This window comes from Actinomycetes bacterium (assembly GCA_024222295.1).
In the GTDB taxonomy this organism is placed as follows: domain Bacteria; phylum Actinomycetota; class Acidimicrobiia; order Acidimicrobiales; family Microtrichaceae; genus JAAEPF01.
In genome coordinates this window covers 223743-249333 of the sequence record JAAEPF010000023.1, presented here as the reverse complement: position 1 = coordinate 249333, position 25591 = coordinate 223743, and the positions used below count along the sequence as shown (strand labels likewise).

General features: G+C 68.0%; 22 protein-coding genes, 2 tRNA genes and 1 other RNA gene. 11 read left to right on the top strand and 14 right to left on the bottom strand.

What is annotated here, in order from left to right; all coding sequences use genetic code 11:
- The first annotated feature begins 22 nt into the window (after positions 1-22).
- Together GY812_06995 and GY812_06990 are read left to right on the top strand one after the other, a co-directional pair.
- A complete protein-coding gene (locus GY812_06995) occupies positions 23-1402 on the top strand; it encodes an ABC transporter substrate-binding protein (GenBank protein MCP4435230.1) in 1380 nt (459 codons plus the stop codon).
- A gap of 99 nt (positions 1403-1501) precedes the next feature.
- A complete protein-coding gene (locus GY812_06990) occupies positions 1502-3421 on the top strand; it encodes an ABC transporter permease (GenBank protein MCP4435229.1) in 1920 nt (639 codons plus the stop codon).
- 38 nt (positions 3422-3459) lie between these two features.
- On the opposite strand, the gene GY812_06985 is transcribed toward GY812_06990, so the two are convergent.
- The 3 genes from GY812_06985 to GY812_06975 form a co-directional block, all read right to left on the bottom strand.
- Positions 3460-4335 (bottom strand): flap endonuclease, encoded by an 876-nt coding sequence (locus tag GY812_06985; protein ID MCP4435228.1) that lies wholly within the window; start codon positions 4333-4335, stop codon positions 3460-3462.
- Between the two features lie 102 nt (positions 4336-4437).
- Entirely contained in the window at positions 4438-5952 is a 1515-nt protein-coding gene (locus GY812_06980; protein MCP4435227.1) for a cryptochrome/photolyase family protein, read from the bottom strand.
- Between the two features lie 70 nt (positions 5953-6022).
- Positions 6023-6424, bottom strand: coding sequence for a DoxX family protein (locus GY812_06975; protein ID MCP4435226.1), 402 nt, complete (start codon positions 6422-6424; stop codon positions 6023-6025).
- 93 nt (positions 6425-6517) lie between these two features.
- On the opposite strand from GY812_06975, the gene GY812_06970 reads away from it, so the two are divergent.
- Positions 6518-6985 carry an SRPBCC family protein gene (locus GY812_06970; GenBank protein ID MCP4435225.1) on the top strand — a complete coding sequence of 156 codons (468 nt, stop codon included), beginning with the start codon at positions 6518-6520 and terminating at the stop codon, positions 6983-6985.
- A 107-nt stretch (positions 6986-7092) separates the two neighbouring features.
- Here GY812_06970 and GY812_06965 read toward each other — a convergent pair whose 3' ends face one another.
- From GY812_06965 to ccrA, 5 genes are all read right to left on the bottom strand, one after another.
- Positions 7093-9081: an acyltransferase gene (locus GY812_06965; protein ID MCP4435224.1), complete on the bottom strand. Its 1989-nt coding sequence runs from the start codon at positions 9079-9081 to the stop codon at positions 7093-7095.
- A gap of 125 nt (positions 9082-9206) precedes the next feature.
- Complete coding sequence (locus GY812_06960) at positions 9207-10277, bottom strand: alpha/beta hydrolase fold domain-containing protein (protein ID MCP4435223.1); 1071 nt, start codon at positions 10275-10277, stop codon at positions 9207-9209.
- A 280-nt stretch (positions 10278-10557) separates the two neighbouring features.
- Complete coding sequence (gene mce / locus GY812_06955; GenBank protein ID MCP4435222.1) at positions 10558-10956, bottom strand: methylmalonyl-CoA epimerase; 399 nt, start codon at positions 10954-10956, stop codon at positions 10558-10560.
- Positions 10957-11004: 48 nt separating this feature from the next.
- Positions 11005-11394 carry an NYN domain-containing protein gene (locus GY812_06950; protein MCP4435221.1) on the bottom strand — a complete coding sequence of 130 codons (390 nt, stop codon included), beginning with the start codon at positions 11392-11394 and terminating at the stop codon, positions 11005-11007.
- An 88-nt stretch (positions 11395-11482) separates the two neighbouring features.
- Positions 11483-12820, bottom strand: a complete 1338-nt coding sequence (gene ccrA / locus GY812_06945) for a crotonyl-CoA carboxylase/reductase (GenBank protein ID MCP4435220.1) — start codon at positions 12818-12820, stop codon at positions 11483-11485.
- 447 nt (positions 12821-13267) lie between these two features.
- Here ccrA and GY812_06940 point away from each other — a divergent pair, with 447 nt between their 5' ends.
- Both GY812_06940 and GY812_06935 read left to right on the top strand, forming a co-directional pair.
- The gene (locus tag GY812_06940; protein ID MCP4435219.1) at positions 13268-15361 is read left to right on the top strand and encodes a glycosyltransferase; all 2094 of its coding nucleotides are present in this window, start codon (positions 13268-13270) and stop codon (positions 15359-15361) included.
- Positions 15358-16461 carry a DUF3048 domain-containing protein gene (locus tag GY812_06935; protein MCP4435218.1) on the top strand — a complete coding sequence of 368 codons (1104 nt, stop codon included), beginning with the start codon at positions 15358-15360 and terminating at the stop codon, positions 16459-16461. The genes GY812_06940 and GY812_06935 overlap by 4 nt, the downstream gene beginning before the upstream one ends.
- 24 nt (positions 16462-16485) lie before the next feature.
- Here the strand turns inward: GY812_06935 and argF are convergent, their stop codons facing one another.
- Positions 16486-17490 (bottom strand): ornithine carbamoyltransferase, encoded by a 1005-nt coding sequence (argF, locus tag GY812_06930; protein ID MCP4435217.1) that lies wholly within the window; start codon positions 17488-17490, stop codon positions 16486-16488.
- Between the two features lie 127 nt (positions 17491-17617).
- Between argF and GY812_06925 the strand changes: the two genes are divergently transcribed.
- The 3 genes from GY812_06925 to GY812_06915 all read left to right on the top strand — a co-directional run bounded on the left by GY812_06925 (position 17618) and on the right by GY812_06915 (position 19658).
- The gene (locus GY812_06925) at positions 17618-18211 is read left to right on the top strand and encodes a GNAT family N-acetyltransferase (protein MCP4435216.1); all 594 of its coding nucleotides are present in this window, start codon (positions 17618-17620) and stop codon (positions 18209-18211) included.
- A 10-nt stretch (positions 18212-18221) separates the two neighbouring features.
- On the top strand, positions 18222-18401 hold the full coding sequence (locus GY812_06920) for a hypothetical protein (GenBank protein ID MCP4435215.1): 180 nt from the start codon (positions 18222-18224) through the stop codon (positions 18399-18401).
- A 75-nt stretch (positions 18402-18476) separates the two neighbouring features.
- The gene (locus GY812_06915) at positions 18477-19658 is read left to right on the top strand and encodes an acetyl-CoA C-acetyltransferase (protein ID MCP4435214.1); all 1182 of its coding nucleotides are present in this window, start codon (positions 18477-18479) and stop codon (positions 19656-19658) included.
- Between the two features lie 142 nt (positions 19659-19800).
- On the opposite strand, the gene recR is transcribed toward GY812_06915, so the two are convergent.
- From recR to ffs, 4 genes are all read right to left on the bottom strand, one after another.
- Positions 19801-20433 carry a recombination protein RecR gene (gene recR / locus GY812_06910; protein ID MCP4435213.1) on the bottom strand — a complete coding sequence of 211 codons (633 nt, stop codon included), beginning with the start codon at positions 20431-20433 and terminating at the stop codon, positions 19801-19803.
- A 6-nt stretch (positions 20434-20439) separates the two neighbouring features.
- Positions 20440-20883, bottom strand: coding sequence for a YbaB/EbfC family nucleoid-associated protein (locus GY812_06905; protein ID MCP4435212.1), 444 nt, complete (start codon positions 20881-20883; stop codon positions 20440-20442).
- A complete protein-coding gene (gene dnaX, locus GY812_06900) occupies positions 20880-23069 on the bottom strand; it encodes a DNA polymerase III subunit gamma/tau (protein ID MCP4435211.1) in 2190 nt (729 codons plus the stop codon). The genes GY812_06905 and dnaX overlap by 4 nt, the downstream gene beginning before the upstream one ends.
- Positions 23070-23135: 66 nt before the next feature.
- Positions 23136-23234, bottom strand: an RNA gene (ffs, locus tag GY812_06895) — signal recognition particle sRNA small type.
- A gap of 116 nt (positions 23235-23350) precedes the next feature.
- Between ffs and GY812_06890 the strand changes: the two genes are divergently transcribed.
- Positions 23351-23440: transfer RNA gene (locus GY812_06890), tRNA-Ser, on the top strand.
- A 158-nt stretch (positions 23441-23598) separates the two neighbouring features.
- On the opposite strand, the gene GY812_06885 is transcribed toward GY812_06890, so the two are convergent.
- Positions 23599-24762 carry an adenylate/guanylate cyclase domain-containing protein gene (locus GY812_06885; protein MCP4435210.1) on the bottom strand — a complete coding sequence of 388 codons (1164 nt, stop codon included), beginning with the start codon at positions 24760-24762 and terminating at the stop codon, positions 23599-23601.
- 144 nt (positions 24763-24906) lie between these two features.
- Here GY812_06885 and GY812_06880 point away from each other — a divergent pair, with 144 nt between their 5' ends.
- Together GY812_06880 and GY812_06875 are read left to right on the top strand one after the other, a co-directional pair.
- Positions 24907-25350 carry a nucleoside deaminase gene (locus tag GY812_06880; GenBank protein MCP4435209.1) on the top strand — a complete coding sequence of 148 codons (444 nt, stop codon included), beginning with the start codon at positions 24907-24909 and terminating at the stop codon, positions 25348-25350.
- 62 nt (positions 25351-25412) lie between these two features.
- Positions 25413-25502, top strand: a tRNA-Ser gene (locus tag GY812_06875).
- The last annotated feature ends 89 nt before the right edge of the window (positions 25503-25591 follow it).

Genomic DNA, 25591 nt, shown 5'->3' with positions numbered 1-25591 from the left:
CGGTTCATCACAGGGGGAATCGATGCTGCAACACCGCAACGGGCGCGGGAAGACACTGCTCACTGCCGTGGCGATCTTCGCCGCAGCCTCCTTGCTGGCGGCAGCATGCAGTGAAGCGGAGACCAGTTCGGACACCTCCACCACGTCCTCGACGCCGGTCGAAGGAGAGTTCGTGCCCGGCGAGGGCGACGGCGTCACCGTGATCTCCAAGTTCGAGGGCGCCGAGTGGTTCGATGGCCCGGTCCCCACCGCTGCTGCTGCAGACGAGTCGCTCGAGCCGGTGAAGGTCGGCTTCATCAACGTCGATTCAGCACCGGTGGCCGCCATGCCCGAACTGCACGGAGCGGTCGACGGCTGGGTCGAGTTCGTCAACAAGGAGCTCGGCGGAATCGACGGCCACCCCGTCGAGGTCGTGGCTTGTCCGCTCGGCAATGCGATGTCACCCGAGGAAGCTGCGGGCTGTGCACGCAAGATGGTCGAAGCAGGCGTGGTCGCCGTGCTCGGCGGTATCGGCCTCTCCACCGGCGCCGCACTGTCCGTGCTCGCCGAGAACGACATCCCCTGGATCGGTGGCATCCCCGTCAACGCAGAGGAGATGAGCAGCCCGATCTCGTTCCAGTTCTCGGGTGGTAGCCCCGGCGCATTCACCGCGATGGCCCACCAGGCCGTGACCGTCGATGGTGCAGAGAAGGTCGCAGTCATCTACGGCGACTTCCCGTCGGTCAAGTCCGCTGCGGTCGACTATGGCGTCGGCGTGTCCGAGGCCCTTGGAGCCGAGGTCACCGAGGTCGAGTATCCGCTCGTCAGCCAGGACTACACCGCTCCGGTGCAAAAGGCGGTTGACGCCAACCCCGATGCCATCCTCGTGTCGGCCGCAGACCTCTCGTGTGCCCCGATCATGCAGGCTCTCAGCGACCTCGGCACCGAGGCCCAGGTGTACATGGTCGGCAGTTGCGCCGACCAACGGGTCATCGACCAGGTCGGCTCGGAGAACGTGGCCGGCACCCGGTTCAACATCGAGAACCGCCTCAACCAGGCCGACTCCCCGGTCGTGGACACCGAGCTCTACAGCCAGGTCATGGGCCAGTACGCCCCCGACACCACAGCCGAGTCGGCGGCGACGGTGGCGTTCCGTGGTGCGATGAACCTGTGGGCGGTACTCAGCGATCTGGGCCCGGACGCCGCACCGGATGAGATCATGGAAGCGTTCCGCGAGTCGACCGACGTGCCGAGCTTCGACGGCCATCCGTACACGTGCTCGGTGGAGCAGATCCCGGGCTTCCCGGCCATGTGCGCACCACAGCAGGTGCTCGCCGAGCTCACCTCATCCAACGTGCTGGTCGAAGCGTCCGACGGGTGGATCGACGTGCCGACGATACTCGAGGACACGATCAACGCCTGATCCGGCGCGATCGAACCTCGAGGGACTGTCGACATCACCACCCAGATCGCATACCTGATCCTCGGCCTCGGCGGGGGCGCGGTCGTTGCCGCGCTCGCGTTGGGCGTGGTGATGACCTACCGGTCCTCCGGGGTCGTCAACTTCGCGCACGCCGCAACCGGCACGTTCATCGCCTTTGCGTTCTTCGAGTTCCGCGAGTCCGGCGACCTGGTGCTGCCCCTGTTCGCCATCCCTCACCGAATACCGCTGTTCCCGCGGCCCACGGTCGCCGCTGCACTGATCGTGTTCGTGGTCTACGGAGCGCTGATCGGGCTGCTGATCCACACGTTGGTCTTCAGGCCGCTCCGACACGCTCCTGGCCTGGCGAGAGTGGTCGCGTCGGTGGGCCTGTTCCTGTACTTCTGGGCCGTGATCGGCCTCGAGTGGCAGCAGCTGCCCCTGGTGCGACCCGTCCTGCCGCGCTCGGGCGTGCTCGTGTTCGGCAAGCTCGTCGGCCAGGACCGCCTGCTCCTCGGCGCGATGGTGGTGGTGCTCGCGCTCGTGCTGTGGGCGATCAGTCGCTACACGCGCTTCGGGTTGATCACTACTGCGGCGTCCGAAAACGAAAAGGGTGCGCTGCTGGCCGGACTCAATCCCGAGCGCATCGCTGCGATCAACTGGATGGTCGCCACGTCACTGGCCGGCCTGGCGATGATCTTCTCGGCCCAGATCGTGGCTCTCGACCCGCTCAACAACGGCCTGCTGATCGTGCCCGCGCTTGCCGCAGCGCTGATCGCCGGGTTCAAGTCGTATCCGATCACCGCCGCGGCAGCAGTCGGCATCGGTATGGCGCAGTCGTGGTTGCTCAACCTCCAGAGTGACGTGGACTGGCTGCCCGACGTCGGGCTGCAGCAGGGCCTGCCGTTCCTGATCATCCTCGTGGTCATGGCCGTGCGGGGTGAGAGCCTGCCCACACGCGGAGCGCTGCGCGAAGGCCGCTACCCCGACGCGCCCGAACCGAAGCGCCCGCTGCTCATCGCCGGTGTGCTCGTGGTCGGTGCGGTGCTCCTGCTCGAGTTCGGATCATCGAGCTGGCGGTTCGCACTCATCACATCCAGCATCTTCGCGCTGCTGGCCCTGTCGGTCGTGGTGGTCACCGGCTTCGTGGGCCAGATCTCCTTCGCGCCATATGCGTTCGCCGGGTTCGCGGCGTTCGCAATGGTGCGTTTCGAGAGCGGCGGGCTCCCGTTCCCGCTCGCACCGCTGGCCGCTGTGGTGGTGACCGGCCTGCTCGGTGTGCTTGTCGGACTGCCGGCGGTGAAGGTGCGCGGCCTCAACCTCGCGATCGTGACCCTCGGCGCTGCGGTGGCGATCCAGGAGCTCCTATTCAAGTGGGACTGGTTCGTCGGCGACATCGGCCGCACGGAGATCCCCGAGCCCAAGGTGGGCCCGATCGACTTCACGATCAAGGCGGCAGGCGACGCCTACCCGCGGGTCGCGTTCGGCCTGCTGTGTGTGGGCGTGCTCGCGGTCTGCGCCATAGCGATAGCCAACCTGCGACGCGGATCCACGGGACTTTCGTGGCTGGCGGTGCGGGCCAACGAACAGGCCGCGGCCGCCGCCGGAGTCAACGTGCGCGGCGCCAAGCTGTCGGGGTTCGCACTCTCGGCAATGCTCGCCGGCCTCGGGGGCTGCCTCCTCGCCTACCAGCGGCTCACGCTGTCCGCCGAGAGTTTCGGCGTGTTCAGTTCGCTGTCACTGGTGGCGCTCACCTACCTGGCCGGCATCGCCGCCATGTCGGGGTCGCTCACCGCCGGGTTGTTCGCTCCAGTGGGCCTGCTCGCGATCGCCATGGGCCAGGACGTCGGCAACCCATCGGAGTACCAGTTCGCCATCTCCGGCCTGTTGCTCATAGTCATGGCCGTGCTCTATCCCGACGGGGTCACGGGCTTCATCCGTGCGATCTACAGGCGGCTGCGGCGGCCGGCAGAACCGCCGGGCAAGCAGAGCGACGTCGACACCCTGGCCGCCAGTTCCTGACCACGAGGCCGCCGCAGCGGCGTGAGTCAGACCGGCCGTCAACCGGCTCCGAGGCGCTCGACCTTGCGCAGCACATCAGGGGCGTCGAGACGGTCGCACCACTGGGCGAGATCGTCGGTGGGGCCGGTCCATTCCCACTCGTCGACGGTGCCTACATCGACGTCGGTCTCGAGTACAGCGAGGCGACGGAACAGGAGCGCGTTCTCGTATTCGTCGGCCAGCGTGGCTGCGAGCTTCGCGGCGCCACGCACCCCGGGAACGTCCCACTGGCCCGGGGCGTGTGGGATCTGGTCTATGTGGCCGTAGCGCGTGAGCACTTTCGCGGCGCTCTTGGCCCCCCACCCGGGCAGGCCGGGGAAGCCGTCGGCCGAGTCACCCACGAGGCCGAGCCAGTCGGGAATCGACTCGGGCGGCACGCCGTACTTCTCGACCACCGCCTCGGCGTCGCGGTACTGCTGGGCGCGGCGGTCGTACTGCACGACACGGTCACCGACGACGCACTGGGCCAGGTCCTTGTCGGGCGTGGCGATCACGACTCGTTGGACCCGCTCGTCCTCGTCCGCCACCTTCGCGGCAGCGGCGAGCGCATCGTCGGCCTCCACGTCAACCATCGGCCACACCGTCACACCCAACGCCTCGAGGGAGTCCTCGAGCCACGGGAACTGGGCCCACAGGTCCGGATCGATGCCAGAGCCGTCCTTGTAGCCCTCCCACAGGTCGTTGCGAAACGACTCGATCACATGGTCGGTGGCCACTCCGATGTGGGTGATTCCGTCATCGAGCATGGCCACGGTGCCCCGCAACACGCCTCGCACCGCACCGACCTCTTCACCGGCGGCGTTGGTGTGACCGCCGCGCGGTGAATAGAAGTTCCGGAACAGCTCATAGGTGCCGTCGACGAGGTGTACCTCCATTGCAGGATCCTGCCACGAACAAGCCCTGGCAGCCTCGACCCACCGAGCCGATGTCGACCAGTAGTACCAGTGGCGCTCTGAGGTTCCGGTGCCAAGCCTCCGCTACAGCGTTCCGGCTCCGAGCCGGATGACCACTTCGGCCGCGCGGTCGCGCACGGCCTCGAGGTCCGAGAGCTTCCCCATCGCTGCCAGCTGACGACTCATCCGGTGGTTGCCGGCCAACTCCTTGCGATTTCGGGCGAGGAAGTCCCAATAGAGCGAGGTGTACGGACAAGCATCGGGACCCGTACGCTTGCGGGGGTCGAATCGGCAATCGCGGCAGAAGTCGCTCATCCGTTGGATATACGCCCCACCGGACGCGTAGGGCTTCGTGGCCATCCTTCCGCCATCGGCGAACAGCGCCATTCCGATCACGTTGGGGAGCATCACCCACTCAGCCCCGTCGATGAAAGCCCCTGTCATCCATTCGGTCATCGCCCGGGGGTCGACCCCAGCGGTTAGCGCAAGGTTTCCCAGCACCATCAGGCGCTCGATGTGGTGTGCGTATGCCCGTTGTTCGACATGACCGAGCACTTCGTTCACGCACCGCATCTCCGTGCCCGAATCGCCGGTGAACGCGGCGGGTAAGGGCCGATCAGCCCGGAGTTCGTTGCTGTCTCCGTAGCCCGGCATCCAGAGCCAGTAGATACCCCAGACGAACTCTCTCCATCCGATGACCTGTCGCACGAAACCCTCGACCGAGTTGATCGGCAGATCACCGTCCTCGTGGGCTGCGAGGACGACGGCCACCACCTCGGAGGGGTGGAGAAGCCCAAGGTTCATTGAGGAGGACAGGGTCGAATGAGCCAGCTTCCATTCGCCGGCCAGCATGGCGTCCTCATGCGGGCCGAACCCCGCAAGGCCGGCATCAACGAAGTTGGCCAGGCGCACGAGCGCCTGCTCGCGCGTTACCGGCCACAGGCCTGATGGATCGGACCCGAAGGTGTTGTCGGGCATTCGGGCAAGTACCTCCCGATCTATCTCGTCGAGCTCGAAGGTCTTGGCCATCGGCCACCCACGTCCGTCGGTGGGCGGCCGCTCCCTGTTGTCGGCGTCGTGGTTCCACTTGCCGCCGACCGGCGCGAGCCCTTCGGGCGTGTGGTCGACCAAGACATCGAGCCTCGAGCGCTGCCAACGGTAGAAGTCCTCCATCCGGAGCTGCTTTCGGCCTTCCGCCCACGCAGCGAACTCCTGGTGGCTGCACAGGAACCTTCCGCTCGCCACGATCTCGACACCAAGCCGGTCGAACAAGTCAACGGTCGCCCAGCTCATCGGCTCGGAGGCGACAACCCGTTCCGGACAGAACTGCTCCACATGGGCCTGCAGGCCCGCTGCAAGTGTCTCGGCATTGCGCTCATCGACCTCGAATCCCTCGCGTCGGAGCTCTGCAGCGAAATGGGCCATTGCGGACAGGACGACGTGGAGCCGCTGGCGATGCCACCTCCTCCGGCCCAGCTGGGCCCGGCTTTCTACGAGCAGCACCCGACACTCGCCGGCGCCGAACCCGCCTAGAGCTCCGCGGCGGCGATCGAGTTGGTCGCCAAGCACCCAAACAGTGGGTAGGTCGCGTCGGGCCACGGTCAGGTCTGACGCACAGGGGAAGGGTCGCTGGCAGCAGTTGCCGGTGAGCTGGACACGGGGGGAGCGGTCAGCCGCACTGCTCGGCGTCGTCGGAACCCTCGTCGGAAGCTGCGATAGCTGCAACGGTCGAGAGGGTGAAGATCGTGGCAGCGGGTACGTACTTCTTGGGGGTGTCGCCCGCTACTGCGTGCATCGACATCGCACCTGACATGAGCAGGGCCAGCATGGTGGCGGCCGGTCTCGTGACACCCCGGACCCGCAGCCCCGCCAGCAATGTGAGCGCGAGCGAGATCTTGGTTACTCCGGTGGCGTAGACCATCCACTTCGGCAGGCCGTAGACCTCGAACTCCTCGGGAAGGTTCTTCGCAGAACCGCCCCGGAACTCGGTCTCGCGGTTGAACCTGACGATCCACACGTTGAGGATGCCGAGGGCAGCCAGCACTTGAGCAATGCGTCCGAATGTCTTCATGTCTCAGGTATTCGCTCGCAGAGCGGGGGCAGATGCACGGCTCCGGAATCCGGCCCGGCAACAAGCCAGTTCGACGCCAGGTTGCGGCCTATCATGACGTTCGTGACAGTGAGTGTTTCCGCTGAGATGGCGGCACAGCCTGCCACCATTTTCGCCCTGGTCAGCGATCTCCCGCGCATGGGTGAGTGGTCACCAGAGGCCACCGGTGGACGCTGGAAGGACGGAGCAGGGGGACCCGCGGTGGGGGCCAGATTCTCGGGCACCAACCGCAACGGCATCCACCGGTGGAGCACCACGGCAACGATCACGGAGATGGACGCCCCCAGGGTCTTTGCGTTCGACGTGACCTTCATGGGCATCCGGGCCGCAAACTGGCGCTTCGAGATCGAGCCGATCGATCACCGGTGCCGTGTGACCGAGACATGGACCGACCGTCGGTCGCGCTGGTTCGCCGCCGCGGGGGTCATCGGTACCGGAGTCAGGGACCGCGCATCGCACAATCGCGACACCATGCGAGCGACGCTGGAGTCGCTCGCTGCTGCTGCAGAGGCCGCTGAGTAGCGCGGCCGGTCCGACACTTGGCAGTTCGCTCGTCGTCGACAAGCGGTTGGCGCAGGGCGACTGCAGCGGCACACCCCACGGCGGGAACCTCACGTACGAGCGGGCCGCTACGGGCGCTGGTTGAGGATCGCCAGCGACAGCGCGGGTCGGGTCCACGCTCCCAGTTCGCGCAGCGCCGGGGCCGAGAAGTGCATCCCATCGGGGCGGGTGGTGGAGTCGTCGCCGATGTCCGCGAGGAATCCGGGCACGTTCATAACCGTGGCGTTGCGCGGCTCGGCCACCTTGCGGACCGAATCGGCCCACGCCGCAACAACGGTGGGGTCGCACTGTGTGCCGCGCTTGCGGCCGTCGCAGAAGAACAGGCCGTTGGGTGGGCGTGGCGTGGGCGGCGCGATGAAGACGACCGCCGCGCCGGTGGCGGTCAGCACGTCCGCCGCCTCGTTCAGCACCGCCTCGCGCTGTGCCTCACCTTCTGGTGACAGGAACGCCTCGTCGTCCACGCCCTTCAGGTCCATCACGGGATTGAAGTAGGCGACAACCACGTCCGGCCGCAGCATCTGCACGTTGGCGTTCCACTCGTTGCGCCAGTCCGGGCAGTCCTCGTCGCCGAGCGAGCAGCCGAGGTTGGTGCGGTCCCAGATGCGCAGGCCGGGGTCGCCCAGGGCGGCGAGACCGTTTGAGAATCCGCGGCCGGTGGAGTCCCCCACCACCAACACATCGATCTGGTCATCGCACCCGTCGGCTGTTGGGTCGGCGATGTCGTTGACGGTGTTCGGGTCGAAGCCGTGTGTGGCCGCCGCCTCCGGTGTCACCGCACCAAGCACGGCGGTCGGAATGCAGATCGTTGTCGTGGTGGTCGTGCCCGGCGGCTGCTCGGGCGTGGGGTCCGCCGGTGGGTCCTCAGGCGTTGCCTTGTTCGAGATCGCAGCCGCCGGAACCGGGTCGGCGAGCTCGCCCAGCCCCTCGGCAACCTCCTGGGTGGGGGTCTGGCGCGGGGCCGCCGCCCAGAGCGAACCGATGATCAGCACGGCAAGCACGCAGGTGCCGGACAGCTGGGCGACCGGTCGCCAACGGCGCAGGATCAGCGGCTGCTCCACGAGGGCGTGAAGCGCTGCGGCGCCAAGCAACGTCGTGGGAATGACCAGGAGAGCCACCACCCAGGTGGCACGACCGGGACCCATCGCAACGATGAGGGGCCAGTGCAGCAGGTAGACGCCGTAGGAACGGCGGCCGAGCCACACCAGCGGAGCCACCGAGAGCAGGGCCGAAACCCTGCCCGGGATCACCGCGAGCCCCGTGATGCCCGCGGCTGCAACCGCGACGGTCAGGAATCCGCCCCTCGCCATCACGGCGTCGTGCGGATGCAGCACGAAGAGGCCGACGAGCAACACCGCGGTGCCCGCGGCTGCCCACACGGCCACAGTGCGTCGCAGCGCCCGGTTCTGCGGCGCGGCCAGCGGAGTGGAGGACCACCACCAGGCGAGTAGCGCGCCGACGATCAGCGCGATCGACCTCGGGACGGTGCCGAGATATGCCCGCTCCGGGCTCACCAGCAACCCGACCGTGATGCTTGCAGCACCCAGCACGACCAACAGGCTCCACATGGCCTGGCGACCGTGGCGGCTGACCGCCCGCAAGCCACCGATCATCACGAGCGGCCATACGAGGTAGAACTGCTCCTCCACCGCCAGCGACCAGAAGTGCCTCACGGGCGACGGTGCTACGAACTGCTCGAGGTAGCCCCCTTGGGCGAGAAGCCAGTAGTTCTCGATGTGTGCAACCGCGGCGAAGATCTCGCCGGGCAGCTCTGCCTGGCGGTCGGCGCCCCAGAGGTTCCAGAGGCCGGCCAGTGCGATCAGACCGAGAACCACCCACGCCGCGGCCCAGAGCCGACGTGCGCGGCGCTTCCAGAAACTCCGCAGGGCGATGGCCCCGCTACGGCGGTGTTCGGCGACCAGGAGGGTGGTGATCAGGTAGCCGGAAAGGACGAAGAAGACGTCCACACCAAGGAACCCGCCCGGAAGCAGGCTCGAGTCGATGTGGTAGACGACGACTGCTGCGACGGCGAGCGCCCGCATGCCATCGAGCGAGTCCACTCTCCTGGGTCGACGCTTGACCCGTGCAGCAGCCGTTGTGGCCAAGGCCCCCATACATCAATGACAGCGCGTCGGGCGCCAGAAGGCAACGTGAGAAAGCCCCAGGGCGGTATCACCCCGCCCGGTCAGGCGGCCGGTACCTCATCCATGAAGGCCGGTACCTCATCCATGAAGAGGTCGAACGCCCCGGACCCCACCCCGTCGCCCGGCAGGTGCCATCGCGCCGTGGCAGACAGGGGCTGGCCGAACGCGTCGCGGTCGACCACATCGACCCTGACCTTGGTCGCCAGTCCGACAGCACCGAACACGAACTCGGTCGCGACCGCGTGGTACGGGAACACCACGTTGTCCATGTCGCCGTGCGCCAGGTAGCCGGGTGGATCGGAGGGGTCGATCAGCCCGAGCGGTGCAAGACGGCTGACCAGTTCGGGGGCATTCGGGCCGAGCCAGGCGTTCATCATCACGGCCACATCCAACGCCGCGAGGTCCATTGGAGCTGCCATCGTCACCCAGGCGTCCGGGCGACCAGCCGACTCGAGCAACGGCTCGCCGGAGTTCCAGCCGAGGCCGATCATTGCGGCGAGCATGCCACCTGCGGAATGCCCGGCAAGCACGATTCGGGAGGTGTCGACGCCGTATGACTCGCCGTTGTCAGACACCCAGCGCATTGCTGCAGTGACGTCTTCGACGGCGGCCGGGTACATGTTGTCGAGACCCAGCTCCGACGTCGGAGTCTGGCCCGGATCGGGACCACCGCGACGAATGCGGAACTTCTTCGCCGCACTGTCCGAGTCCGCTTCGGTGGTGGTGGAAACAGCCGCGGACGTGGTCGTGGCTGGCTCAGTCGTGGTCGTGGTCGGCTCAGTCGTGGTCGTGGTCGGCTCAGTCGTGGTCGTCGTCGGCTCAGTCGTGGTCGTCGTGGTCGTGGTCGTGGGAGCCGGCGGTGGCAGATCCTTCGGGCGCAGCAGCCGGTAGTTCACCGAGACGACCGACCAGCCGCGCTCGAGTTGCGCCAGCACTGGACCAGCACTGTGGAACACACTCTTGTCACCGTGGAACAGGCCACCACCGTGCACCCACACGATGGTTCCCCGGCTACCCCCAGCTGTAGCCGGATAGATGTCCAGCAGTTGCGATCCGCCGCACTCGACGTCGACGATCCGGTCGGTACACCCCTCGTGCGGGCCATAGGCCACGTCGGTGAGCGACGGTGGTCCGGATAGCCGAGGTCCGAAACTCCCTGGCACGGGATCGCCGACCAGACATGAAGTCAATGACAGTGAGCAGGCCGCCAACACGGCCAGGGGTCGAAGCACGCTGCTGTCCTTGCCAATCCGTACGGCTCCACGATCTGTGGTGCCTGTACCGATCAACGACGCAAGTGCATCGCTGCTTGAGATCTATACGCGCCTAATCGAGTTGACCTGCGTCACATCCGCAAGCGGTCAGCGGTGCGCCCCGCCCGGCGCTGCGCTGTCATTCCTGGACGAGTTCGATCAAGGTGCCGAAAGCACCCTTCGGATGCACGAACGCGACGGTCGTGCCACGACTGCCGGGGCGGGGCTCCTTGTCGAGGGGAGTTGCGCCGGCGGCGACCATCGCCGCGAGCGCGGCGGCGCAGTCGTCCACGCGGTAGCCGATGTGGTGCATGCCCTCGCCCTTGCGCTCCAGAAACTTGGTGATCGGCGAGTCCTCGCGGGTGCCGGTGGTCAGCTGGATGTAGCTGTCGGCGACCTTCACCAGCGCCTCTTCCACGCCGTCGCTCTCCACGACCTCGCGGTGGGCGACCTCGGCGCCGAACGCCTCTGCGTAGAAGTCCACCGCAGCGTCGAGGTCGTTGACTGCGATTGCCACATGGTCGATCTCGGTGAGAATCATGGCCATGATTCTGCCCGCACCGTTGACCTCGGCTCGAATTCGGGCTCAGCGGGCCAGGCCCAGCGGGCCTCGGCGGAACCAGCCGGCCGCGCTGGTGTCCACACCTGGTGGCAGCCGGGCGAGCAGGCCCTTGTCGCTGGTGACGACATGGATCTCGGGCTCCGAGGCGTAGACGTCCTCGACGATCTCGACGATCAGATCGTCGGCGGCGTCAGGCTTGCGGCGAGGGGCGAAACGCACCTCGAGGTTGCCACCGGCCAGTACCTCGACCGAGTCCACGGGCTTGCCGTCGAAGGTGAGGATCACGCTGTCGTCGTGGGCGCGGCACCATTGGGCCACCTGCTGGGCGAGTCGGGTGGCGGCCGCCGGCGGGTCATTCCACCAGCCATCCGCGCCGGCACCCATCACGTTGTTGCCGTCGATCACCCAGAGCACGCTGCGATCTTGGCCTACTCGGCGGTTTCCGGCTCAACGGCACGCCGGTGTTGAGCACAAGCGGCGGCCCGACGGCGCTGGGCGGTACTCAGGCCATGCGGCGGAACAGGGTGATCTTGTCCTCCCCGATGCGCTCGCGCTTTTCGGGATCGGAGATGCCCTGGCCCTCCTCGGGGGCGAGACAGAGCACGCCGAGCTTGCCCTCGGCCTCGTTGCGGTGCATCGCCAAGGTGGCGTCGCCCACGTGCTCGAGGTCGAACACGTCGCTCATCACAGGCTGGATCGCGCCTTGGTCGATGAGGCGGTTCATCTCCCACGCCTCCTGGTAGTTCGCGAAGTGCGAACTGATGATGCTCTTGAGCTTCATCCAGAGGTGGCGGTTGTCGTACTCGATCATGTAGCCGGAGGTCGCCGCGCAAGTGACGATCTTGCCGCCCTTCTTCGCGATGAACACCGAGGCGCCCATGGTGGAGCGACCCGGGTGCTCGAACACGATGTCCGGATCCTCTCCGGTGAGCTCGCGAACCTTCTTGCCGAGGCGGCGCCATTCGCCCTCGTCCTGGGTGTGCTCATCGGACCAGAACTGGTAGCCCTCGGCACGGCGGTCGATCACGTTCTCACAGCCCATCGCCCGCAGCAGCTCGGCGCGCTTCTCGCTCGACACGACGCCGATCGGATTGCCGCCGCCGTTGAGCACGAGCTGGATGGCGTAGGCGCCGATGCCGCCGGTGGCACCCCACACGAACACGTTGTCGCCCTGCTTCATGCGCGCCGCGTGGTCACCCACGAGCATGCGGTACGAGGTGGAGGCGCACAGCGCGTTGACCGCCGACTCCTCCCAGCTCAGGTGGCTGGGCTTGGGCATCAGCTGGTTGGCCTTCACGATCGACAGGTCGGCGAGGCCGCCGTAGTTGGTCTCGAATCCCCAGATCCGCTGGTTGGCGGCGAGCATCGAGTCGTTGTGGGCCGATGGGTCCTGGTCGTCGACATGGTTGCAGTGCACGGTGACCCGGTCGCCGGGGGACCAGTTGCGCACTGCCGAGCCGCAGCGCAGCACCACGCCTGCGGAATCGGAGCCGACCACGTGGAAGTCCTGGGCGTGGCGTGCTCCCCAGATCGACTCGCGGCCGAGGCGATCGAGGAAACCGAAGGTTGGAAGCGGCTCGAAGATCGAGGTCCACACGGTGTTGAAGTTGATCGAGCTCGCCATGTTGGCGATCACGACCTCGTCGGGTGCCAACTCCGGCATCGGCACCTCGCCCACATGGAGGCTCTTGCGGGGGTCCTTGTCGGCGGACTCGTATCCCTCCCACATCTCCTGTTCGGAGCGCAGCACGTGCGCGGCCCGGTAGGCCTCGGGCAGCTCGATGTTGGCGATGTCGTCACCGGTCGCACCGGCGTTGATGGCGTCGAGGATCTCCTGCATGGGCGGCAAGCTACCGCCGGGTAACCACGCGACTCCACTCGACAAGGCCCGGATCCGGCCGACGGCGCCGCAGATGCCCAGTACGTCGGGCGCCGAACCGGGGTCAACTCCGGGAGTTGCCGGCGTACGACCTCGTGATTCGTGGCGGGGCCGTGGTGGATGGCAGGGCCCCACCACAGCCGGCGGAAGCGGCCGTGGCCGACGGCCGCGTGAACGAGGTCGGACAGTCGCTGGCGAAACACGGCGGCTCTTCAGTTGGGCCGCACCCCCTGCTCCCACCGGCTGTCCGCCAGTCGCAGGCCAGTGGTAGTTTGCCCCACGTGTTGCACTGGGGAGCAAGGGGCTGTGGAGACGTCGTGGCGCGACGGGCTTCGGCGCCGCGCTGAATTACTGAACGAACCATCAACGCCTCGGACGAGGCGCCGAGACCGGGGCAAGCGCTTCTTGATGCGCGCCCTGGCGGCGGCGGCTGGGGTGGTCATCGCTGTGGTGGGCGTACTTGGAGCGCTGTCGTGGTGGGCGCACACCGCCATGCCGCGAGAGCCCACCGCCCCGCTCAACTCCGAGGCATCAGGCGTTCCGATCACAACGGCAGCGGTCGTACACGCGGACATCGACGCAGCCGACGTCCGCGAGCCGGGCAATGCCGCTCTCGTCTTCACAGGCGGGCCCACTGCTGGATGGACGCCGCGGATCCTCGACGTGCTGGCAGAGTCGGGGGCCTCCGGCTCGTTCTTCTTCGAGGCAACCGCTGTCTCCCAACACCCGGATCTTGTCCAGCGGGCAGTTGCCGACGGCCACACCGTGGGCCTCACCGGCTTGCAGGGAGAGGACCTGGTACGCGGAGACAGCGCCGCCATCGGCCAGCGGGTGGACCGAGCCAACACGCTTCTCGCGGGCGTCACCGGATTTCGCACCCGACTGGTGCGACCGCTGGGATTGCTGACCACCGACGTCGCCGACGAGGAGGAGCAGGCCGTCGCTGAGGCCATCGGTGACTCGATGGTGGTGGTATCGGCCGACAGGTCCAGTCGCGCTCCCTCATTCGCATCTCGCACTGCCGACCTCATCCTCGACGCCCAGCCGCCCGGAGGGCCCGGGGCCGTCATCGAGTTCAGCGCCCCCGCCGACTCGAGGGCCGAGTCCGTCGAACAGTCGGTCGGTGCCCTGAGGATCTTCCTGCCCTGGTTGGCCCAGCACGAGTGGACGGTGGTGCCACTGGCCGACTTCATCGACGACGAAGTCGTGCCGGCGGTGACGGTGCCGGCGCCGGGCGCCACTGTGCGGGCCGGGCAGGTGCTCGGCACGCTGGCTTCGGCCGGCTCGCACACCGAGTGGCTCGTGTCCAACATGTCGGTGATCCTGGGAGTGACCACACTCGCGCTGACCGCCGTTGCGCTGTTCGGCGTGTGGCACTTCATTCGCCGCCGGAACCCAACGCAATGGGCACACGAGCCCGATGCGGTTTCGGTGGTCATACCTTGCCGCAACGAAGAGGCCACGATTGCCTCCACGCTCGCTGCAGTCGCCGCCGCAGCACGCACCAAACCGCAGGTGATCGTTGTCGACGACGGCTCCACCGATGCCACTGCCGAGGTGGCCCGCCAGGCGGGAGGACCCGGCGTCGAGGTCATCAGCACCCTTCCCGCAGGCAAGGCGGCCGCGCTCAACACCGGCGTGCGGCAGGCGCGACATGGCCTGATCGTCACCATCGATGCGGACACGCTCCCGCAGCCGGCCGCGATCGACATGATCACCGAAGCCATGCAGGACCCGACGGTTGGCGCCGTGTCGGGAGCCATCCAGATGGTGCGGCCCCGGGGCCTCATCGGGCGCTTCCAGGCCATGGAGTTCGCGGTCGCCAACGGCGTGTTCAGACGGTCACTGTCATCGGTGGGCGCACAGGTCTGTGTGCCCGGGGCGTTCGGCGTGTTTCGGCGCACTGCGCTGTCCGACATCGGCGGGTTCAGTGACCGCACCGTGGCGGAGGACACCGACGCCACCGTGGCGATCCAGCGGGCCGGCTGGAAGGTCGGTTTCGAGCCCGGGGCACGGGCGTTGACCGTCGGGCCGGCCAACCTCCGCCAGTTCTGGCACCAGCGCATCCGCTGGAGCGGTGGGGTCCTTCAGGTGGCCAACGGGCTCGCCCTGCGCACCGAGGCCACCCCACGTCCGCGCGCCTCACTGGCCACAGCGCTGATGGCCCACTTCGCGATGGTTGCCGCCTTCTCCATGCCGGCCGACATCATGTTGCTGGCGGGGATCGTCTTCGGGTTCAGCAACCTCGCCCACCCGCTGGTGCTGGTGGCGGTCGCCTGCCAGTTGGTGTTGCTGGCCGTCGCGATGTCGGCAGACGACCTGCACCGTCGCCACCTGTTGCTGGCGCCGCTCTACTGGTTGCTGTACCGCCCGCTGCTGTACCTCGTGGTCGTGCGGAGCCTGATGATGCTTGCGGTGCGCGATCGGTTCAGATGGTCTCCGCAATCGAGGGCCCGCCCACCGTCGGTAGGGCTCGCGGGTGCTGCAAAGGCGGCGCGATGAGCCCGGGAGTGAACGAGCCGAGACGGGTCCGGTTCCTGGACCTCGGGCTGCTGTGTGGTGTGGCATTGGCCGCAGCGCTGGTCTGGTCGCTGCTCGGTGGTGTGCTCGGAGGCGGCGGCACCTCCCTTTCCGCGCTGGAGACCACAACGACCGCCGAACCTCAGCCGGCGCGCCGTGCCATCACGACAAGCACCACCTCAAGCACATCGACCACCTCCACCACGACGACGACCCCGCCAAGGCCCGCCTGGCCGCTGACCGCACTCACGGCGACCGACGTCGACCCGATCCACAACCATGCAGTGGCCGTGAAGTTCGACGCCCACCCCTCGGTGCGCTCCTACGACGGTGTCGAGCGGGCCGATCTCGTGTTCGAGGAACTCGTCGAGGGTGGCCTCACCCGATTCGTGGGGGTGTTCCACTCCTCGGTGCCCGAGCGGGCTGGGCCGGTCAGGTCGATCCGCACGAGCGACTTCAACCTGCTCGCCAATCTGGGACGCCCGCTGGTCGGGTTCTCCGGCGGCAACGACCTCACACTCCAGGCGCTCTATGCGACCGACCTGGTCCCCGCACCGCCGGTTGGCTGGGCGGCGCGCTACTACAGCCGATCCTCGAAGCGACGCGCTCCCCACGACCTCGAGGTCCAGCTGGCCGGGCTGAGCGAAGCATCCACGATCGAGGAGCCGGCGCAGTCGCCGTTCGCCCGTGGACCGCTGACCGCAGCCGGTGTGCCGGTCGACGCCGTCGACATCCCGTTCAGCAACATGACCTCGCTGACGATGCGATGGGACCCAGAGCGCGGTGAGTGGATCCGCCACGACCGCCGCGGGCTTCTCACCGACCCGGCCGGGCTGCCGCTCGGTTGGACCAACGTGTTGATCCTGCGCACCGTCTACGGCCGCAGCCCATATGACCACCGGTCTCCCGAAGTGCAGTCCGTCGGTCAGGGAACCGGGCTGCTGCTGCACGGAGGTACCGCAACGCCGTTCAACTGGTCGCGGCCGGCACCGACGTCGCCCTACGAGCTGACGGGGATCGACGGAGCCGAGGTGAACATTCCTCCCGGTCGCACCCTGGTGGAGCTCGAGCCGAGCCGCTGAGCGTCCACCTTCGACAGGCGCCTGTCAGCGGTCGCCGAGAGTGGCGACCAGAATCGCCTTGACCGTGTGCAGCCGGTTCTCCGCCTGGTCGAACACGATGCTCGCCGGCGACTCGAACACTTCATCGGTCACCTCGAGGCCACCGGTCATGTCGGTGGCGGCCATGGTCTCTGCTCCGACGACTGTGTTGGAGTCGTGGTAGGCGGGCAGGCAGTGCATGAAGCGGACATCGGCGTTGCCGGAGCTGGCGAGCAGCGCGGCATTGACCTGGTAAGGGCGCAGCGTCTCGACGCGGTCGACCCACACCGACTTGTCCTCCCCCATCGAGACCCACACGTCGGCGTGCACGAAGTCGACTCCGGCGACTGCTGCTTCGGGGTCATCGGTGACCGTGACGGTCGCTCCGGTGCGGCCTGCGATCTCGGTGGCAATCGCGACCACGTCATCGGGTGGGGACAGCGCAGCGGGCCCACACAGCCGCACATCGGAGCCCATGAGCGCTCCCATGACGAGCAACGACCGCCCCATGTTGAATCGGCAGTCACCCACGAACGCATACGACAGTTCGTCGTAAGGCTTGCCGCCGTGCTCATGCATGGTGAGGAAGTCAGCCAGCATCTGGGTGGGGTGCCACTCGTCGGTCAGCCCGTTGTAGACCGGCACTCCGGCGTGGCGGGCCAGCTCCTCGATGTCGGCCTGGCGCTCACCGCGATACTGGATGGCGTCGTACATCCGACCGAGCACCCGGGCCGTGTCGGCTATCGACTCCTTGTGGCCGACCTGTGATCCGGAAGGGTCCATGTAGGTGACATGCCCGCCCTGGTCGTGGACTGCCACCTCGAATGCCGCCCTGGTTCGTGTGGAGGTCTTCTCGAAGATGAGGGCCACGTTGCGACCCACGAGCTGCTGCACTTCGGTGCCGGCGGCCTTGGCGGCCTTCAGCTCGCCGGCGAGGTCGAGCAGCGCGCGCAGCTCTGCCGGCTCGAAGTCGATCTCCTTGAGGAAGTGGCGGTTGAGCATGGAACCCATCACGCAATCATCATCCCCCGAAAGGCCCACACGCCTCCCATTTGCGCTGCGATTGCCACAAGCCGGCGGAATCAACCGGCGGTACGATCGCGGGACCCGGCCGCCGATCACCGGCCGGGTGGACAGGATGACCGCACCCACCCTCCGCACCGAGCGGCTGCTGTTGCGCCCCTGGCGCGACGCCGACCTGGATCCGTTCGCCGCGCTCAACGCGGATCCCCAAGTGATGAAGTACTTCCCGCGCACGCTCAGCAGGGCCGAGTCGAATGCATTCGTGAAGCGCATCACTGAGCAGTTCGACGAGGCCGGTTGGGGGCTGTGGGCGGTGGACGTTACAGATGGACAGGGGTTCATCGGCTTCGTCGGTCTGTGGCCCGCCGACTTCCTCCAGCCGGGCACGGTCGAAGTCGGCTGGCGGCTGGCGGCTGGCTCATGGGGTCGCGGCTATGCCCCCGAGGCGGCCACCATGGCGCTGCGCTTCGGCTTCGAGCAGTTCTCGATGCCCGAGGTCGTGTCCTTCACCAGCCGAGGCAACACCGCCTCGCAGCGTGTGATGGAGAAGATCGGCCTGCGCCGCCAGCCCGCACGCGACTTCGATCACCCCAACGTCGACGCGCAGGAGTGCGCACACCTGGTGCACCACCTCTTCCACGGACTGACGCGTCGCGAGTGGATCATGCTCGGCCAGTCGCACAGTGCTCGTACCCCTGGGGAGCCCTAGCCTTCGGCCGATGCTGGAACGCTCCTGGGAGCTCGCCAAACGCCTGGCCGCCGCTGTGGCGCTGGGTGTCGGCTCCGTCTTCGGGCACAAGGCCGACCCCACCGAGCACTGGTCCTCCACCCCCAAACCCCAGCTGCTGGCCGAGGCCGACGACGACGACTCCGGTGACCCTCGCACTGGTGGCTCCTGACGGGGTCGCGGTAACGTCGACGAACCGCAGGCGGGCCACGGGCACGCCTGAACCCAATCGAACAAGGGGAATCAAATGGCTGGCTCAGTGATCATCGGGGGCGCACGTACCCCAATCGGCAAGCTCTCCGGCAGCCTCGCCGGCTTCGCGGCCACCGACCTCGGCGGCTTCGCCATCAAGGGTGCTCTCGACCGCGCGGGCATCTCGGCCGACGACGTCGACTACGTGTTCATGGGCCATGTGCTGCAGGCCGGTACCGGTCAGATCACGGCCCGCCAGGCCGCGGTCAACGCCGGCATCGGCATGGACGTCCCGGCGATGACCGTCAACAAGGTCTGCCTGTCCGGCATGAACGCCATCCACCTCGCCGACCTGATCATCAACGCCGGCATCGCCGATGTTGTCGTGGCCGGCGGCATGGAGTCGATGACCAACGCTCCGTACCTGCTTCCCGACGCCCGTGCGGGCATGCGGATGGGCGACAAGTCCGTGGTCGACTCGATGATGTACGACGGCCTCTTCTGCGCCTTCGACCAGTGCGCAATGGGTGCCGGCACCGAGAAGTACGCCGCTTCTCTCGGCCTGCCCCGTGACATCCAGGACCAGGTGGCGGCCGACTCCCACGAGCGGGCAGCCCGTGCCCAGAAGGACGGTTTCTTCGACGACGAGATCATCACCGTCGAGATCCCCCAGCGCAAGGGCGACCCGGTCGAGTTCACCGAAGACGAGGGCGTGCGCGGTGGCACCACCGCCGAGTCGCTCGGTGGCCTGCGCCCGGCGTTCGACAAGGCCGGCAACATCACCGCCGGCAACGCCTCGCAGATCTCAGATGGAGGCGCGGCCGTGATCGTGGCCTCCAAGGACGCAGCGGACCGCCTCGGCGCAACGCCCATCGCCGAGATCCTCGCATCCGGTGAGGTCGCCGGGCCCGACGCGTCGCTGCTCACCCAGCCGAGCCGGGCCATCAACAAGGCCCTCGCCAGCGCAGGCATGTCGCTCGGCGACATCGACCTCTTCGAGCTCAACGAGGCCTTCGCAGCAGTTGGCATCGCCTCGATGCAGGACCTCGGCATCGAGAGCGACGTCGTCAATGTCAACGGTGGCGCCATCGCCAAGGGCCACCCTCTCGGTGCTTCCGGCACCCGGGTGACCTTCACGCTCATCAACGAGCTGCGCCGTCGCGGCGGTGGCACCGGCGCTGCCGCCCTGTGCGGTGGTGGCGGCCAGGGTGAGGCCCTGATCGTCAAGGCCCTCTGATCGTCAAGGCCCTCTGATCGATCCTTCCTCCTGATGAGTTGCTCTGCTCGAGCTGAATCACCCCACGGGTGATTCAGCTCGAACGAAACCAACGAACGAACCGACCCTCGGCCTCCGGTCGGGGGTCGGTCGCGTCGGGCGGTCAGTCAGACGGGGCGGGCTCCGCCTGCTCGCCCACTACCCGGCGGCCCTCGAGAGCCCGGCCGAGGGTGAGCTCATCCGCGTACTCGAGGTCGCCACCTACGGGCAGACCACTGGCGATCCGGCTGACGGTCAGGCCGGGCATGCTGAGCACACGACTCAGGTAGAGCGCCGTGGCCTCGCCCTCGAGGTTGGGGTTGGTGCAGATGATCACCTCGGTGATCCCCTCAGACTCGATGCGAGCCAGCAGCTCGCGGATCCGCAACTGCTCCGGCCCGATGCCCTGCAGGTGGTCGATCGCGCCGCCAAGTACGTGGTACCGCCCCTTGAACTCCCGCGTGCGCTCCACCGCGATGACGTCGCGGGGCTCCTCGACCACACACACCACGTGTGAGTCGCGGCGGTCATCCGAACAGACCGGGCACAGTTCGCCTTCGCTCAGGTTGAAGCAACGGGTGCAGAAACCGACCTTCTCCTTGGCGCCCACGATCGCCTCGGCAAGGCGCCGCGTCTCCTCCGCGTCGGACTTGAGCAAGTGGTAGGCGATGCGCTGCGCCGACTTGGGGCCGATGCCGGGCAAGCGGCCGAGCGCGTCGATCAGGTCCTGGACCGAGGAAGCCTGTGCGGTCGACATGTGGGCTCAGCCTCCCCCGAGCAGGTCGCCGAGGCCGCCGCCGAGACCACCAAGGCCGCCGAGCGGATCAGACTGCGCCTGGAGCTCGGCAACGTCGTCGTGGGCGTCCTTCCATGCTGCCAGCACGAGATCCTCGAGGATCGTGGGGTCGTCGGGGTCGAACGCGGCCGGGTCGATACTCAGCCCAACCAGGTGCAGGTGGCCATTCAGAGTGACCTTCACCAGCTCACCACCTGCCGACCCCTCCACCCGGGCCTCGGCCAGCTGGGACTGTGCCTCGCCCATCTTGGAGGTCATGTCCTGGGCCATCTCCATCATGGCGCCGAGGTCGAGGCCACCGCTGCCGCCCCCGAGGGCCGCCAGTGGATCCGCAGCATCGGCTCCGCCTTCGCCGACCAACTCGCCCTCAACCACCTCTGGCAACTTGTCGTCGTCTGCCGATCCGCTCATGTGTTCGTGTCCTCCGTATCGATCAGCTGCGCACCGGGAAACGCTGCTGTGACCTTGTCGACGCTGTTGGTTGCCACGTCTGCGTCTTCGAGCTGATCGACCTGTGCGATCAGCTCGACTTCGTCCTCGGCCTCGGCCGCCACCGGGGCCTCGGCGGGTGAGGCCTCTGCTGACCGGCTTGCTTCGGGTTCCGCCGGCGCGGCCTGCCCTGGCTCTGGTGCCGCCGGCTTCGCAGCTTCAGGCGGCGGCTCGGCGCCACGCCCGGTGCGGCGTGCCGAGTCGGCCTCTGCAACCGACGGCGCTGGATCGCCCTGGTGGGATCCAGCCCCGGCAGCAGGGTCCGCATGGGACGAGGCTGCGGGGCCGGCACCGCCTGCGTATGCGTCGGCGTCGGCCTCGGTCACCAGGCGCAGCGGCACAGGAGATCCGAAACGGTCAGCGAGCATCTGCTCCACCTGCGCGCGGTACTTCTCGGCGCGGTCGCGGGTGGGCGCGTTATCCAGGGAGAACACGGCGACTCCGTCGGCAACCGCCACGAAGCGCCCAGCGGAGTAGATCGCCTTGGCCACTCCCTTGAGCTGTGGCACCACCGCATCGCCGAACGCCATCACGATCGCATCGCGGTCGGGCATGGAACCGGCCCGAGCCGGATCGGCCTGTGGCTGGGGTGCGGCTGCTGGCTCGGGTCCTTGCAGTTGCGCAGCGTCGGGTTGCCGAGCCGGTTGCTGCGGCTGGGACGGCTCCCGGGCGGCCCGCTGGCTATCGGCCGGCTGCTCCTGTCGCGGAGTTGCAGCCTTGGGCGCACCACCGCGCCTTCGCGGCGGCGGAGGCGGAGGAGCCGACCGTCGCGGTGCCCGGGCACCCTTGGACGCCTGGGGCGCACCCTGCTCACTCGTCGGCGCGGGAGCCTCTGCGGGCGCGGGAGCCTCTGCGGGCTCCGGAGCCCTGCCGCGCTCAGCCGCGCGCTGGGGCTGGGGAGCAGGGGCCGCCCGCTTCGGCTCATCCGGCGTCGGCTCGGCGGTGCTGCCACCTCCCTTGCGGAGTTTCGCCTCGATGCGGTCGAGCCGCGAACGGATGCCGTCGAGATCGGTCGACGAGGGCGCCTCGCCTGTCGGCGCAGAGGAAGCCGCCGTGTCCGTGGCGACAGTGCTGCCGGCGGTCAGGTGCACCAGTGCGACCTCGAGCGGTACGCGGGGGTCGGCTGCGTTGCGCATGTCGACCAGCGCCTGCCCGACGAGTTCCATCGCCGTGGTGAGGCCCTTGGTGCCGACCTCGCCGGCCCACCGACCCAGCCGCTCGCGGTCGGTGTCGACCAGGTGCGGTGTGTCGACCTCGAGCGACAACAGGAACGCATCGCGCAGCGCACCCAGGAACGCCTCACCCAGCACCCGCGGGTCGTGACCCTGCGCCAGGGCGTCGGCCACTGCCATGATCGCGACCCCCGCGTCCGAGGCCGCCAACGCCTCGAACAGCTGCTCCACCGGCTCGGAACGCACCAGCACTCCCCCGGCGGCGACTATCTGGTCGAGGGCCGAAAGCGTGTCGCGAACCGAGCCACGGCCCTGGCGAACGGAGTGGGCGACCGCTTCGTCGTCGATGTCCAGCCCGGCGTCGGCCGCGACCCAGCGCACGTGGTCGGCGAGCTCCTCGGCGGACAGCAGGTTGAATTCGAAGTGCTGGGTGCGGCTGCGGATCGTGGGCAGCACCTTCTGCGGGTCGGTCGTGGCCAGCACGAACCGCACGTGGTCAGGCGGCTCCTCGAGTGTCTTCAGCAGTGCGTTGGAGGCTGCTGCGGTGAGCATGTGGACCTCGTCGAGGATGTACACCTTGGTGCGCCCGGGCGAGCTGACCGCCGAACGCTCCACCAGGTCGCGCACCGCATCGACACCGTTGTTGGAAGCAGCGTCGAGCTCGAACAGGTCGAAGCTGCGGCCGCTCTCTATCGCCTCGCACGACTCGCACTCACAACACGGCTCGCCGTCGCTGAGGTTGGTGCAGTTGAGCGCCTTCGCGAGGATCCTCGCGGTCGAGGTCTTGCCCGTGCCGCGCGGACCCGAGAACAGGTAGGCGTGACCCTCGGACTCCTGTGCCACTGCGTTGCGCAGGGCCCGCACCACGTGCTCCTGGCCCTTGATCTCCGCGAAACGGCGGGGGCGGTAACGGCGGTAGAGCGATTGCTGGGCCACGGGTGCCGATCCTACGCACCCTCCTCGACGGTGTCCGCCGCGATGGGAACGACCACGCCCTCGGGAGGCGGCCAGGCGATCTGCGGCACCCCGCAGGATCCGCTGAGAGCTGCTGCCTTCCGGCCCTGACCCGGTTCACGGTCTGTGGTTGCACAGGACCCGGCCGCCACCCGAGGGCGCGATCGGAGGCCATACGATACCTTGTCCTGCGCCGAGTTGTCCCAACGAGATGTGCTCGGCCACAGTGGACAACTGCCGGAGCAACAGCTCCGGAAGCACCAGGAGAGGTGCGAGAGCGGCCGAATCGGAACGCTTGGAAAGCGTTTGTGGCGGTAACGTCACCGTGGGTTCGAATCCCACCCTCTCCGCCACCGGGTCCCACCTCTGGACGCCACCGACGCTGCCACCGCCGACAACAGGGTCGGGGCGCCTCGAAAGGCCGGATCCTTGTGGTTCCCTGCGGCCCCTTCGCAGAGACCGACGAGGTTCGACAGCGAGCGATCACACCTGCAGCGCCGACGGGCCTCGGTCAGTCCTCGGTCTTGCGGCGGCTGATGCTCACCGCGGAGGTGCGCCCCACTCCCTTGAGCTCGAACACGCGGGCCACCCGTCGCACCACGAGGTCGTCGCGGCCCTCGAGGGCCGCGACGTCGTCCTTGGGCAGCACCACCTTGCCCTTGCGTGCCACGTCGGTGAGCCGCTTGGCGAGGTTGACGGTGTGGCCGAACACGTCGCCGGCGATCGAGACCATCGGCCCTGCAGCTATGCCGGTGTGCAACGCCACCTTGGGCTCGGCATCGGCCATGCGCCGGGCGACCTCGAGTGCCACGTCCACCGCAGCCGGGACGTCGTCGACCACGAAGAAGGCCTCGTCGCCGATGAACTTCACGACCCGCCCGCCGTGGTGTGACACCACGTCGACAGCCTCGGACTCGAAGCGCTCGATGACCTCCGCAAGCACGTCGGCATCGACCCGCTTCGACATCTGGGAGAACCCCGAGATGTCGATGAAGCCGACAGCGGCCGTGGACTCGTCGGGGTCGGCACCGATCCAGCGACCGAGGGACGCGAACATGTGTCGACGCCACACATAGGTCATCGCCTGTTCGAACAGCTCGAGCAGGACCTCGGAGTCCGATGAGTTGAGCGCGGCAGCGCGCTCGGCAGGCGAGTCGAGGGACCCCACGGAGCCCATCTGCACGAGCATGTCCTCGAGCACCTCGGTCTGAGCTTCTGCGATTCGCGAGAAGCTGCCACCGAGCAGCCGCGCCAGGCGGAAGACGTGCTCCGAGGCACTGGCGCCCGGCGCCTCGAGGTCGTCATCGCCGTCGTCGCTGTCGTCGCCGTCGCCGTCGCCGTCCAGGCCGAGCACGACGCGCAGCGCGCGCACCATCGCCAGGTCGTCGTTGCCGAAGGCGACCACGCCGTCTGGCACCTCGACCAGGCCCATCGCCCGCCACCACTGCCGGGTGTCGACTCCCTCCAGACCGGCCTTTCGCAGCAAGGTCTCACGGTCGTACCGAGCTCGTGCCAGCCCGATGTTGTCTGCGAGCTCCGCCACCCTGCGCACCTCCGCCGTCGGCGGATCCACCACGTCGGCGTCGGATCCCTCGGGCAGCACGTCCATCTCGATGGGCTGGTCGGCTGCGTCCCCAGTTGCTCGCTGGGATCCGGGGTCGTCGGGCGAGCTCACGACACAAGCTTGCCCGCTGGCACGGCGTTGCGCGCCGCTGTTGTCAACCTGCGTTGCCGGACGCTGCGGCTCGGCGCGCAATGATGGGGGTGCGGAGGACCGGTGGCACACACTCTCGAAGGCGACCCCAATCACGACGAGTGGATGCAGCAGGCCCTCGCGCTCGCCGCCACGGCCGGTGCTCTGGGCGAAGTCCCGATCGGGGCGGTCGTGGTGCAGGACAGCCCGGGCGGATCCGCTTCGGTGGTCGCCGCCCGTCACAACGAGCGCGAGGCCAGCGGCGATCCGACCGCCCATGCGGAGGTTCTGGCGCTGCGTGATGCTGCTGATGTCCTCGGTCGTTGGCGGCTCGATGATTGTGTGCTCGTCGTCACCCTCGAGCCCTGCCCGATGTGTGCCGGTGCCCTCTGGGCGTCGCGCATCGCGGGGGTGGTTTGGGGCGCTGCCAACGACGACGCCGGCGCCCTCGGATCGCTCTACCACCTGGGCCAGGACCCGAGGCTCAACCACGAGTTCCCCACCCGCGGCGGCGTGGCTGCAGAGCAGTGCGCCGCGCAGCTCTCGGAGTTCTTCGCGTCCCGGCGCTGAGCCGGCGCCACGGGGCACCTCCGGATGGCCCCGGCCCCGCTGCGACCGCTACCGTCGTTGGCGGAGAGTTGCCAGAGCGGACGAATGGGACGGTCTCGAAAACCGTTGAGGTCGCAAGGCCTCCGAGGGTTCGAATCCCTCACTCTCCGCCACCCGTGAGAGCACGAAGCTCGTGCGAACCCCGTCGCCTGCACCAGGCGGCGGGGTTCTTCGTGTCTGCGGGAAGTGGGCCGTGGGGGCG